At 37.6% G+C, this 12,465-nt stretch carries 11 protein-coding genes and 1 pseudogene; 8 read left to right on the top strand and 4 right to left on the bottom strand.

The window, feature by feature from the left end; translation table 11 throughout:
* The first annotated feature begins 212 nt into the window (after nucleotides 1-212).
* Both ACQ86H_RS05190 and ACQ86H_RS05185 read left to right on the top strand, forming a co-directional pair.
* Complete coding sequence (locus tag ACQ86H_RS05190) at nucleotides 213-1,394, top strand: asparagine synthetase B (protein WP_431295337.1); 1,182 nt, start codon at nucleotides 213-215, stop codon at nucleotides 1,392-1,394.
* A gap of 284 nt (nucleotides 1,395-1,678) precedes the next feature.
* Nucleotides 1,679-2,386, top strand: a complete 708-nt coding sequence (locus ACQ86H_RS05185) for a porin family protein (RefSeq protein ID WP_138818373.1) — start codon at nucleotides 1,679-1,681, stop codon at nucleotides 2,384-2,386.
* A 70-nt stretch (nucleotides 2,387-2,456) separates the two neighbouring features.
* Here the strand turns inward: ACQ86H_RS05185 and ACQ86H_RS05180 are convergent.
* From ACQ86H_RS05180 to ACQ86H_RS05165, 4 genes and pseudogenes are all read right to left on the bottom strand, one after another.
* A pseudogene (locus ACQ86H_RS05180) lies at nucleotides 2,457-4,462 on the bottom strand (putative porin).
* 1 nt (nucleotide 4,463) lies between these two features.
* On the bottom strand, nucleotides 4,464-5,279 hold the full coding sequence (locus ACQ86H_RS05175) for a purine-nucleoside phosphorylase (RefSeq protein WP_138818374.1): 816 nt from the start codon (nucleotides 5,277-5,279) through the stop codon (nucleotides 4,464-4,466).
* Nucleotides 5,251-6,312, bottom strand: coding sequence for a tetraacyldisaccharide 4'-kinase (gene lpxK, locus ACQ86H_RS05170; protein WP_431294054.1), 1,062 nt, complete (start codon nucleotides 6,310-6,312; stop codon nucleotides 5,251-5,253). Before lpxK ends, ACQ86H_RS05175 begins: the two co-directional genes overlap by 29 nt.
* 241 nt (nucleotides 6,313-6,553) lie before the next feature.
* Nucleotides 6,554-7,711, bottom strand: a complete 1,158-nt coding sequence (locus ACQ86H_RS05165) for a carboxypeptidase-like regulatory domain-containing protein (protein ID WP_431294053.1) — start codon at nucleotides 7,709-7,711, stop codon at nucleotides 6,554-6,556.
* A gap of 220 nt (nucleotides 7,712-7,931) precedes the next feature.
* On the opposite strand from ACQ86H_RS05165, the gene ACQ86H_RS05160 reads away from it, so the two are divergent.
* The 6 genes from ACQ86H_RS05160 to ACQ86H_RS05135 all read left to right on the top strand — a co-directional run bounded on the left by ACQ86H_RS05160 (nucleotide 7,932) and on the right by ACQ86H_RS05135 (nucleotide 12,450).
* Nucleotides 7,932-8,141: a hypothetical protein gene (locus tag ACQ86H_RS05160; protein WP_431294052.1), complete on the top strand. Its 210-nt coding sequence runs from the start codon at nucleotides 7,932-7,934 to the stop codon at nucleotides 8,139-8,141.
* Between the two features lie 44 nt (nucleotides 8,142-8,185).
* Complete coding sequence (locus tag ACQ86H_RS05155; protein WP_431294051.1) at nucleotides 8,186-9,070, top strand: sterol desaturase family protein; 885 nt, start codon at nucleotides 8,186-8,188, stop codon at nucleotides 9,068-9,070.
* 485 nt (nucleotides 9,071-9,555) lie between these two features.
* A complete protein-coding gene (locus ACQ86H_RS05150; protein ID WP_431294050.1) occupies nucleotides 9,556-10,680 on the top strand; it encodes an NAD(P)/FAD-dependent oxidoreductase in 1,125 nt (374 codons plus the stop codon).
* Nucleotides 10,681-10,686: 6 nt separating this feature from the next.
* Nucleotides 10,687-11,400: a methyltransferase domain-containing protein gene (locus ACQ86H_RS05145; protein WP_138818379.1), complete on the top strand. Its 714-nt coding sequence runs from the start codon at nucleotides 10,687-10,689 to the stop codon at nucleotides 11,398-11,400.
* The gene (locus tag ACQ86H_RS05140; protein WP_431294049.1) at nucleotides 11,397-12,329 is read left to right on the top strand and encodes a type III polyketide synthase; all 933 of its coding nucleotides are present in this window, start codon (nucleotides 11,397-11,399) and stop codon (nucleotides 12,327-12,329) included. The genes ACQ86H_RS05145 and ACQ86H_RS05140 overlap by 4 nt, the downstream gene beginning before the upstream one ends.
* Nucleotides 12,250-12,450 carry a 3-oxoacyl-[acyl-carrier-protein] synthase III C-terminal domain-containing protein gene (locus ACQ86H_RS05135; protein ID WP_431294048.1) on the top strand — a complete coding sequence of 67 codons (201 nt, stop codon included), beginning with the start codon at nucleotides 12,250-12,252 and terminating at the stop codon, nucleotides 12,448-12,450. The genes ACQ86H_RS05140 and ACQ86H_RS05135 overlap by 80 nt, the downstream gene beginning before the upstream one ends.
* The last annotated feature ends 15 nt before the right edge of the window (nucleotides 12,451-12,465 follow it).

Raw genomic sequence — 12,465 nt, 5'->3', positions numbered from 1 at the left:
AATTTTTCTCCCCCTAAAAAACTTTCATATTTTTTTAGTAGAGGGCAAAAATAACAAAATTGTATAACTTATGACATCATTAAATTTTTCTATACAGTTTAAATGCGGTATTTTAGTGTTTTAACCATACCGATTTGATAAAGAAATATTATATCCTACTCATCTGCCTGCTTTGCTCCCTTGGGCTTAGGGCTTCTTCCTTGTTAATTTATATGGATGAAGACCAAAAAAACCATCTTAAAGCTTATGGTATTGCCTATTGGACCATCAGCAAACAATTGGAGGTTGACTGGCTTTTAAACTATCGTGGCGGTAGTTTTTTAATCAAATATAATAAAGCGGTGGAGGATGAATTAAAAATCCGCGGGGTTTCTTATGAGGTTATGGCTGATGGAAAAGTAGTGAGTTTGCTAAATGAAATCAGCGACCCATCTGTAAACATGGAAATGGTTAAACTGGAGAAAACGCCAAAAATTGCAGTTTACTCTCCAAAAAGCAAATTGCCATGGGATGATGCGGTTACACTCGTGTTAACCTACGCAGAAATTCCATACGATGTAATTTACGATGACGATATTCTTCAGGATAAATTGAGCAAATACGATTGGCTACACTTGCACCACGAAGATTTTACCGGGCAATATGGCCGTTTCTGGGCCAATTTCAGGTATGCAACCTGGTACCAGGAAGATGTCAAAAATCAGGAAACTTTAGCTAAACGTATGGGCTATAAAAAGGTTTCTGAAATGAAATTAGCCGTTGCCAAACATATTAAGGAGTACTGTGCTGGTGGAGGCTTCATGTTTGCCATGTGCTCTGGTACTGATAGTTTCGACATTGCCCTGGCTGCCGAAGGGGTAGACATTTGTGCACAGATGTTTGATGGTGATCCTGCCGACCCTAATGCGCAATCGAAACTTGATTTCAACAAAACGCTGGCCTTCCAGAATTTCAAGTTAGACAACAACCCGATGAACTATGAGTTTTCGGATATAGATGTTACTCAAACCCGTACACTGAACCAAACCAACGATTATTTTACTTTATTCGATTTTTCTGCCAAGTGGGACCTTGTTCCAACCATGCTTACCCAGGATCATGATAAGGTAATTAAAGGTTTTATGGGACAAACCACAGCATTTAAAAAAAGTTTAGTAAAAACAAGTGTAACCGTTTTAGGTGAAAATAAAGGCGCAGCAGAGGTAAGATATCTACATGGCGAAATTGGCAAAGGCCAGTTTACTTTTTATGGCGGGCACGATCCGGAAGATTATCAGCACGCTGTAGGCGATCCACCAACAGATTTAAGTCTGCATCCTAATTCTCCGGGCTACCGTTTAATTTTAAACAATGTACTTTTCCCGGCGGCAAAAAAGAAACCTCAAAAAACATAAAACCAATCAGAATTTAACTCCTGACATTTTTCTTTTGAGTTTAAAAAATTGTTAATTCTCTGCTATATTCCTGTTATGTATACACTAAATGGCTGCTCATACCATTTCCGATCTGGATCATAACCACTCTTAATCTTTACAAGAATCATACTGGTAGCCAATATTTTAGCCACTAAAATGTAACACGTTTGATACTTTGGCACAGCTTTTGGATTAGCATGGACAATTAACAAACAGGATTAAACCTGAAAATTTAAACAAGATTTTTATAAAAGAAAAATATCATGAAAAAGTTACTATTAAGCGCATCAATCATTTTATTGGCAACAGGTGCTTTCGCACAAAATACCATGACGGGTAGTGATGCGAGATTTGGAATAAAAGCCGGAGTAAACTTGGCAAGATTTCACGCAAGCGGTACTGATGGCAGTACATCATTCAACGACAATGCCAAGGACAATGTTGGCTTTAATGTTACTGCATTTGCTGATTTCGGTGTAGGAAACAATTTCTTCATTCAACCTGGTGTATCCTTACAGAATAAAGGCAGCAAATTTGAGGAAACGAGAACAGTTGGTGGCATTACCAATACAACCACTAACAAAGTAAATTTGATGGCTATTGAAGTACCTGTAAATGCAGTTTTCAGAATTCCTACAGGTGATGCCGGTGCTGTACAAATTTCAGCAGGCCCTTATATTGGATTTAACATATCAGGAAAAAACAAATTCGAAACAGTTACAACTGGTGGCGCTGCTGCAGGAACAATATCTGATGAAAATGATTTAAAATTTGGTTCAACCACCGATAAAAACTATTCGTCTACAGAGTTTGGTGCCAACTTCGGTTTAGCATATCGTACCAACTCTGGATTTTTAGTGGGTGCTAATTATGGTTTAGGTTTATCAAACCTGGTACCTAAAGATTCTAGATCTGGAGATGGTAAATTAACTAACCGTGTATTAGGCTTCTCAGTTGGTTATTCATTTTAAGCAAAGCCTTAAACGTAAAAAACCTTCCCGGTATAAAATTCGGGAAGGTTTTTTTATGCTTTTTAAATTATTAATCGTAAAAATTCCAGCTTACCCCAAATTTTAACAAGGCATCTTGCATAGGGTACCTGTTTACCGTGTAATAACCCGGTTGAAATAAACCCTGATTTACAAAATCATATTTAACAAAGATATTAGCTCTTTTTAAATTGGCCTTAAAAAAGACATCAATTACTGGTCTTGAGATCAGATTTGTCGGATTACGCTCATCAATATAAAATTGAGCCGTTGCTGGTGAATATAAGTAATTTGCATATTCTGAATTATACCTCACATCAAATCCCACATTAGCTTTTAATACTTTGAAAAACGTATTATCAAAATAAATACTGTTATAAGTATAAAGTTCGGGTGTTCTTAATACGGCATTTTTATCTGTTTTTTGATAAGCGATATAGTTTTCCATCACAAATCTACCAAACCTGGTTTTCTTTGATACATCCAACCTGATTAAGCTAATATCTGCAGTAGCTTGTTTTGGTAAAATAGCATTTGTATTATTGGTCTGATCAGCTGCAAAATAAACATAATTACTGGTTAAGTAATAGTTGGCTCCCGCAGTAAAACCATATTTATCATTGATATAGTTGAATGATAAATTGGCGATTTTAGTATTCTTAAAATCACTGTTCGTCCATTGGTAATGATTGCCGTGATAGTAATTAAAAATAGCCGCTGGAGTTTGGTTCTGCGCGTATGCACCCAATTCTATTCTCCCAATGGTTTTACCTAAAAGAATTTTACTTTTTGCCTCGTATAAATAATCGCCGGCATTTTCACCTTGCAAAATTTGCTGTACATCTAAATTGAAATCGATATTGTTAGAGAACCGATAACCCGCTGCACCTAAAATGGTAATGTTCTGATAAGCAAATCTACTGTGTTCATAATTGGTTCCATCTTGTTTCATACCAAGATATTCATGTCTGTAATAATCGTGTCTTATGCCTGCATCAACCTTTAATTCATTTTTAATAACCGAACTGTTTTTGGGTCTTAAAAAGAAACTATAAATAAATTCATTTTTGATATGTTTTACGTGGGTCGAATCATTGGTAAATATTGTACTCGCAATGCCTGGAGGCAGCACATTATTAACATCAGTTCCATTTTTGTAAAAATCAAAACTGTCGTTATTATACTCAAATGTATACGAAACCTTATTGGTTGGTAAAACCGCATTGTTAACATTCGCAGAGGTATCTATCCTGCCAACATAATAGGTTTGCTTTAAGAAAACGGTGTTTTTACGGTACAAATTTCTTGAATCTGATAAATTTATGGGTTCCGCCTCTCTGTCAATTTTAGAATAGCCCGGATCGAATAAACCTGTAGCTACCGTAGAGCCATTCTCGTAAGCACGCATGGTATTAAAAATTGCCGATGCCCACATATTATAACGTTTGCTGGGCGATTGGTACCAGGAAAATACAGCGACATTCAGATTATCGCCCCGCTGCCTGGCATAAAAACCCTTAGAATCGCCCCGGTTAAAATTAACTCCAACGTTCCAGTTTTTTTAATATTCTGCGTATGTATAGCCCTGAAAAGCTGTTCTTTTTGACCTGCACTCACAAAATATAAGCTGGTAAAGGGAGTTCTGGCCTGGTAATAAATAATATCTTCTGGTGTTAAAGCATAATAATCAAGTGAATGAAATCCTGCATCAAAACCAATCCTTTTACTTGGCTCGTACAATAAAGGCCTCGCTGCCAGGCCCATATTACCATTGCTAATGGTTGGGTGCAAGGGTTGTAAAAGCGGACTATAATTTTGAATATTGGTTGTGGAAGTATCTAAGGGCAGTAGCACAATACTATCTTTAACTAAGGATAACTTAGTAAACCGGATATATTTTGCGGTAAAAACAACGGAGTCCTTTCCCGAATCTAATTTTTTCCGAACAGAATCGAGTTCCTTATTGGTACCCACACTCGTTTTTAAATCTTGTGCAAATGCTTTGTTAATGCCTAGCAGCAGGAACAGAAAAAAACAGATTTTAACGGCTTTATGCATCTTATAGTTCAGAAATTAAGCGGGTTAAAATCTCAGTCATTTTAGGCTCGGCCTTAGCTGCTGCAGCTAAAATTTCATCTAAATTAAAGGGTTGCAGATCTTCTGGAAAACCTTCATCCGTTAATACGGAGATGGCAAAAACAGGTAAACCAGCGTGGTTGGCCACAATAACTTCGGGCACGGTACTCATGCCAACTGCATCAGCGCCAATTAAACGCAGGTATTTGTATTCGGCTTTGGTTTCTAAATTCGGACCAGAAACCGCAACGTATATCCCTTTATGGCACCTAATATCAACATCTTTAGCTATCTCCAATGCTTTGGCTATGATATCGCGTTTATAGGGCTGGCTCATATCTGGAAAACGTGGACCTAATTCGCTCTCAATTAAACCGCGCAACGGGTTATCTGGCTGCAAATTAATATGATCATCGATAATCATTAAATCACCCTTTTTAAACTCAGGATTTAATGAGCCCGCAGCATTAGATACAATTAAGTTTTCGATACCCAAACCTTTCATCACCCTAACCGGGAAGGTGATCTGTTGCATGCTATAACCTTCGTAATAATGTAAGCGCCCCTGCATGGCAATAATCTTTTTCCCGTTCAATGTTCCAAAAATTAGTTTCCCGCTGTGGAACTCTAAAGTAGAAATTGGAAAATTTGGAATATTAGAATACATCAGTTGATGCTCTATTTCGATCTCTTTTACCAGGCCACCCAAGCCAGTACCTAAAATAATGCCTATTTCTGGCTTAAAGTTTTCTGTTTTACGTTTTATATATTCAACGGTTTCTTCTATTGCTCTTAACATATTTTAAAATGAGTTCGTCAAAGTTAATCTTATCTTCTTCAAATAATTCAACCTCAATGGGTAAATAATATACAGGTAAATCTACCAGTAAATCTTTAAATCCGGTAGCTCTTAAACGCTTGCTATCCTTTTCTGTTGTGATAATGATTTTATCTTTTTTAACACTGGCCATAAAAGCCGATTTAAACTTATCAATATCATCATTTTTAAAAGCATAATGATCAGGAAATTCTTTGTGTTTAATGGTTCCTGCATATTTTTCAAGCTCTTCTTTTAACGGATTGGGATTTGCTATTCCGGTGAGCAGGAAAATTTCGAAACCTTTAACAGACTCCAGCGTTTGGTATTCGTTATGGTATAAATGGATAAGATCGCCATATTTTAGATAAGAATGTAATACAGGTTGATTTGCATTTGGCTGTAACTCATTTATCGAGGCTTGCCGGGCAACATTTAACAACGGAACAGGCGATTTCGTGACCAACAAAACATCTGCCCTTTTACGGGAAGAGAAAACATCTCTTAAATTACCGGCAGGTAATAAAAACTGTAAAGTACCCAGCTTTCTAAACTCGAAAAGCAAAATATTAAATCCTGCATTTACAGCGCGGTGCTGAAAGGCATCATCAAGGATAATTAAATCATGATTGTCTTTTAATTGCTTAATCCCTTTCACGCGGTCTTCGCAAACCGCAACGGTAACAGCCGCAAATTTTTGGTAGTACTGTAAAGGTTCATCTCCTATCGTTTCGGCAGTTGCAGCACTATCTGCAACTATAAAACCTTTCGTTTTACGGCCATAACCCCTGCTTAAAATGGCGATCTTGTAATCGGCCAACAACCTTACCAAATATTCTGTTGTTGGTGTTTTACCCGATCCGCCAACAGCCAAATTGCCTACACAGATTACCGGCAGATCAAACTTTACAGATCGCATAAATCCCCAGTCGTAAAGTTTTTTACGGAGAATAATGACTATTCCGTAAATGATTGAAAAAGGAAGCAATAAAAGGCGTAGATAATTAAGTAGCATGTTCGTGGTTTCAAAAATACTGATTATTTAAAAAAGAAAGGCATAACCTGGTCTAATGCCCAATAAGGCAACCATTGAGCGAGGGAAATGGTTTGGAAAGATGTAAAATGGAAGATGGATGATGGAATGACCAATAATCAATTTCCAATGATCAATAATCGAAACTAGTTTGAGTGTTTGGAGCTGGGCGTTTAGAGTACAATTAACCGATTAACCCCAATGAACGAATGATCCGATGAATTTAAAATTGTTCCAAAATATCCTGATCCGATTTATAGGTTTCGACAATTACCTCCGGAATCGTTAAGTTATGTTTTTGATAAAGTACTGCCCAAAACCCGGCATTGTTCTTTTTAGGATATTGATAAAAATCCTGTCTAAGTTTTAAGGTAGAATAGTTGTTGCTGTTTTTTAGTTCCGGATCGATATTTTCCAGAAAAATCAGTTCCATCTCTGCCGAAGGTTCTCCTTCCGAAAATAACCCGGCCACTACATTACACTTTAAATACGTAGAAGATAACTTCGACAAACCATTATCGATGGTATAGTTTTGCCTGTTTATCCAGATCATGCTTTTGTTTATTGTAGCGATATTGCTTTCCATTCCTTTAATCAGATGTTTATCTACCGTGATAAAAATCCATCCATTCCTGCGTTTATACAATACATTTCTTACCCTTGTGAAAGAGATTTTATAACATTTTGACCCTTCATATTCAACCTGTCCTTCAATTTCGTAATCATTATCCTCGCTGAGCATATTATCGTTGAGATTACTTACAAAATAAGATTTGAGCTCAATTCTTAAATCAACAGCGTAGTTAATCTTCACACCTCCTGTTTTTTTGAGCTCCTTAAGCCTTCTTAATCCTTCAAGCTGTAACCTGATATCATTTTTATATTCATCGGTATGGAGGTTAAATAATCCCTCGGCATAACTATAATACTTACCATCTTTTACCATATACTGCCTGCACAACAATTTTTCGCTCACCACCCCAGTATCGGCAAGGTGCGCGACTGCATTTTTAATTAAAGTAGAAGCAAAATTGGCTGCATAAATATGCACATCGTCCAGTTTAATGTATTTGTCTTTTAGCTTAACCATGAGGTCACTGGTACTGCTGCGCTCATCAACTTTAACGGAATGGCTTTCGTAACCCACCGAACTGAAGGAAAGCGACTGACCTTTATTTAAGGAATCTATTTTAAAGCTGAAGTTTCCTTCAGAATCGCTCAGGGCAATTAATTTCTGCTTATTATAAATGGATACGGATGCGATACCTTTATTAGTTTCATTAACTACTTGTCCCTTAATAAGCTGTTGCGCCCAGGCGCGGGGGAAGGTGAAAAAGCAGCCAATTATAATTGATAATATGATTTTTGAGCGATATGACATAGGTAGATTAAGGCTTTACCAGCTAATATTTGGTTATTTCAGGTGTAAAATAATTATTCTCTTTAAATAACAAAAATATACCGGGTTAAATCGGGCGTTCGCCGCAGGGCGTTTGTTGTCAATTAACCATTAAACAGTGAACCATTGACCAGCTAACAAATTTATTCGTCCATAATTTATCTTTTTTTATTATCATTGTTATCTACCAAAACATATTTTAATGTCACCAAACAAAAGATTAGTAGTGGGCCAGGGCCAGATTAGTGGATATATTTCTATTTTTTTAGCTGCATTAGCGCTTTTAGGCATCCTGTGTTTTCATTATCCGGAAAAGCTAACCACGCCCGAATTCCGTGAAATATATACAAAAAACAGCATGGAAATTCTAATGCTTGCTGGTGTTATAGGCTGTTTCTTTTTTCATTATTAAGCTTAATCCTTAGCAAAAAACTAAAATGGGCCTGGCCGGGCTTTGTGCTTGGCGCCCTGGCAGTAATACTGGGTGCTTTAAGCGTAGAAGGCAGGGATGTTGCCAAATCGAGCTGGCATTTTGGCTTGGATTGGATGATTTTAGATCTGCTTTTAATGGTGGCCATTTTTGTCCCCTTAGAATTATTCTTTCCAAAAAACAATGGGCAAACCAAATTCCACGAAGAATGGCGTACCGATTTGACCTATTTTGTTATCAGCCATTTGTTTATCCAGTTTTTCGGTATCATTACGCAAAAGCCTGCCGTATTATTTTTTGGTTGGATGGGATTAGATAAATTGCATAGTTGGGTGCAGGGCCTCCCCTTCATAGTTGCTTTATTTTTGGCTTTTTTCAGTACCGATTTGTTTCAGTATTGGGCACATCGTTTTTTCCACACCCGTGTAGCCCTTTGGCGCTTCCACTCCATACACCATTCTACACAAAATATGGATTGGCTGGCCGGAAGCCGTACCCATTTTATCGACATCTTTTTTACCAGGGCTATGACTTTCATACCACTTTATGTGCTAGGCTTTTCATCTACCGTTTTCAATGTGTACATTATATTTATTGCTATCCATGCCGTGCTGATCCATGCCAATACCAGGATTAACTTTGGCCCGCTAAAATACATATTTACTACCCCTCAATATCACCATTGGCACCATTGCGAAGATCCTAAATATTATGGGCATAATTTCGCTTCCATATTCCCTTTTATTGATATGATGTTCGGCACCTATTATTTACCAGGCAAAGAATGGCCAGCCGGAACAGGTGTGCATGAAGCCTCTTATCCGAAGGGTTTTGTTAAACAATCTATTTATCCCTTTACTAAAAGTCCGTTTGATACCGATTTGAATATGGAAGAACGGAGTGATAGATAAAAAAGGCACTAATACTCATTGCTATGGAGCTTTGGATAACCCATCGTTTTTAACGATGAAAATCGTTAAGCGATTCTTATATAAGTGATAAATACATCCTAATAATTAGGAAAGCAGGGCCAGCAAACATAATTAATGTTAGCCGGGCTTTCCGCTAAATCTTTTGTTATAGAAAAACAAAAGTATACCGCTGCAATCCCGTTTAATCAGAACTTGCAGTGCTATTATTAAAGGTTTTGAACCCAGTCTCAAACTGACAACATTCCTGTCAGATGATAATACCTGCCAGCACGCTATCTATACGCCCAGCTCCGTGACCTCGGTGTCTTCTCCCGGCGACCGATGTGGTTAAAACTATGATGTAATCGTAAAATTATTTCTTTAATGCTTTAGTCTTAGTGAAAACATGATGTTCTGTATGGTTAAAAAATCTAAGGTGAACAAACGCCTCATTAAAGTGTTATATTAGCGTTCCATCTCATTTTATGCAGGCCGAAACAGAAATTTTAATTATTGGTGGTGGATTGGCAGGTTTAACAGCAGCACTTCACCTGAATAAGGTGGGTTTAAAGGTTACATTGATCGAGAAAGATACTTATCCCCACCATAAAGTTTGCGGCGAATATATTTCAAACGAGGTAAACCCTTATTTTGAATGGCTAGGCCTGGATATCGAAAATCTTGCACCTGCACTCATCAGCGACCTGCTTTTCACCTCAAATCTTGGAAAAAGTATACAGACAAAATTGCCGCTGGGTGGTTTTGGTTTAAGCAGGTATACCATCGATCATTATTTGTATACCGAACTGATCAGGAGAAAGGTAAGCATCGTTCATGACCGTGTTGTAGAAATAAATTTTGCCAATAATCAATTTACAGTAGCAACTGCTAATGACGTTTTTATGGCAGCTTACGTTATTGGCGCGTATGGAAAAAGATCAGCCATTGATATTAAGTTAAACCGGAGTTTCATTAATAAACAATCGCCCTATCTGGCAGTTAAAGCACATTACAAGGCCGATTTTCCGAATAACCTGGTTAGCCTGCATAATTTTCAAGGTGGCTATTGCGGCGTTTCAAGGGTTGAAAATGATCGGTTAAATATCTGTTATCTGACCAACTATGAAAGTTTCAAGAAGCACAAAAATCTACTTACCTTCCAGGAAAACGTACTTTACAAAAACAGGCATTTGAAGGCTATTTTTGAAAATGCAACCAGTTTATTTGATGCTCCGTTAACCATTAGTCAGATCTCTTTTGAGCGTAAAGCGCCCGTACATAACCATGTTTTAATGATTGGTGATACTGCGGGATTAATCCATCCGCTTTGCGGAAACGGTATGGCCATGGCTATTCACGCTGCCAAAATTGTTTCAGAACTTTTGCATCAAAGAATCGAAGGTTACATCAGTTCGCGTGAAGGACTGGAAGAAAGTTACGCCGCACATTGGAACAGGGAATTTAATAGCCGCTTGAAAATGGGGAGAATCTTATCTTCTTTGCTGAGAAATACTAAATTCGAAAGTTTAGCCATCAATGCATTGATTAAAATGCCCTTTCTGCTCCATAAAATAATTAAACAAACACATGGCAAGCCCATCATAATTTAATCATAAATGCCAGTAGATACCACATTTAGAAGCACAGCACCAGAGATTATGGATGATTTCGCCATGGAAGGTGAAATATTACGCGATGCACTTGACAAAATAGCCAGTATTAACCAACTCCTTGGTGGTAATAAAGTTACGCTAAATGGGGTTAAAACCTTAATTAACAACAAACCATTTGATCAGGTTATACGTATTACCGATATAGGCTGTGGAAATGGAGATATGTTACGCACTTTGGCCGATTATGCAAAAAACCAAGGTTTACATTTTATTTTAAAAGGGATAGATGCCAATAAATTCACCATAAATCACGCACAAAGTTTGTCTGCAAACTACCCGAACATCACCTATGCCTGTAGCGACATTTTTGAGGATTTAAATAAAGATGAACCCTGCGACATTATGCTCTGTACGTTAACGCTACATCATTTTAAAGATGAAGAAATTATTAATCTGCTAAACAATTTTAAAAGATCGGCAACAATGGGTATTGTGATAAATGACCTGCAAAGAAGTGCAGTAGCATATTACCTTTTTAAAGCTTTGTGTTATGTTTTCCGTTTAAATAATATGTCGAGAGAGGACGGTTTAGTCTCCATTCTACGTGGATTTAAAAGAGCAGATTTAATTAAATACAGCAAACAATTAAACTTAAAATTGAGTTCCATAAAATGGAAATGGGCTTTCCGCTACCAATGGATAATTAAAACAACATGAGCGTAACCGTAAAAGCAGTAAGTAAAGCATTGCCCGAATTTTGGCGGTCAACCGCGGAGATTTTACCATTTCTGGATATTTGGCTAAAAGGTCAGGATGATCGCTTCATCAGAAAGGTAAAAAAGATTTTTGAAAGCGCAGCAGTAGATAAAAGGTACTCGATCATGTCGCCCGAAGAGGTTTTTAGCGATTTAAGTTTTGAAGAGCGAAACAACATTTACGTAAGAGAAGGGATAAAGCTGGGTGCTGAATGTTTAAAAACTGCACTCGAAAAAGCCAGTTGGCAGGCACAGGATTTAGACTATATCATTACGGTAAGCTGCACCGGAATCATGATTCCTTCTTTAGATGCTTATCTGATCAATCTGCTCAAACTGCGTCAGGACATTGTTCGCTTACCCGTAACTGAAATGGGTTGTGCAGCAGGTGTATCAGGTATGATTTACGCCAAGAATTTTCTGAAAGCTAATCCAGGCAAACGTGCAGCAGTTATTGCAGTAGAATCGCCAACGGCAACCTTTCAATTAAATGATTTTTCGATGGCCAACATTGTAAGTGCCGCAATATTTGGCGATGGTGCCGCCTGTGTACTGTTAAGTTCGAATGAAGATGATAGCGGACCAGAGATTTTGGCTGAAGAAATGTACCATTTTTATGATGCTGAAGAGATGATGGGATTTAAACTCACCAATACCGGACTGCAAATGATACTGGATGTAGCCGTTCCTGAAACCATTGCCAATCATTTCCCCAATATCATCCATCCATTTTTGGTGAAAAACGGATTCGAAATTAATGATATAGACCATTTGATCTTTCATCCGGGCGGCAAAAAAGATTATCCAGATTGTGGAAGAGTTATTCGGACAGCTTGGCAAAAATATAAACGAAACAAAAGAGGTATTAAGGCTTTATGGAAACATGAGTAGTGCAACGGTGTTGTATGTTTTGGAACGGATTATGGATAAAAAGCCAATGCCCGGAGAAAAAGGGCTGATGTTAAGCTTCGGACCGGGATTTTCAGCACAACGCATACTTCTACAATGGTAACCATTCAATAATTCA

The organism is Pedobacter sp. P26 (assembly GCF_050632135.1).
Classification (GTDB): Bacteria; Bacteroidota; Bacteroidia; order Sphingobacteriales; family Sphingobacteriaceae; genus Pedobacter.
Note: the sequence above shows the minus strand (reverse complement) of the source record. Positions and strands in the feature narration are given on the sequence as shown.

Bases quoted from the DNA above. Each gene is read 5' to 3' on its own strand.
- ACQ86H_RS05190 (WP_431295337.1), top strand. From the start codon at position 213: ATGGATGAAGACCAAAAAAACCATCTTAAAGCTTATGGTATTGCCTAT.
- ACQ86H_RS05185 (WP_138818373.1), top strand. From the start codon at position 1,679: ATGAAAAAGTTACTATTAAGCGCATCAATCATTTTATTGGCAACAGGT.
- ACQ86H_RS05175 (WP_138818374.1), bottom strand. From the start codon at position 5,279: ATGTTAAGAGCAATAGAAGAAACCGTTGAATATATAAAACGTAAAACA.
- lpxK (WP_431294054.1), bottom strand. From the start codon at position 6,312: ATGCTACTTAATTATCTACGCCTTTTATTGCTTCCTTTTTCAATCATT.
- ACQ86H_RS05165 (WP_431294053.1), bottom strand. From the start codon at position 7,711: ATGTCATATCGCTCAAAAATCATATTATCAATTATAATTGGCTGCTTT.
- ACQ86H_RS05160 (WP_431294052.1), top strand. From the start codon at position 7,932: ATGTCACCAAACAAAAGATTAGTAGTGGGCCAGGGCCAGATTAGTGGA.
- ACQ86H_RS05150 (WP_431294050.1), top strand. From the start codon at position 9,556: ATGCAGGCCGAAACAGAAATTTTAATTATTGGTGGTGGATTGGCAGGT.
- ACQ86H_RS05145 (WP_138818379.1), top strand. From the start codon at position 10,687: ATGCCAGTAGATACCACATTTAGAAGCACAGCACCAGAGATTATGGAT.
- ACQ86H_RS05140 (WP_431294049.1), top strand. From the start codon at position 11,397: ATGAGCGTAACCGTAAAAGCAGTAAGTAAAGCATTGCCCGAATTTTGG.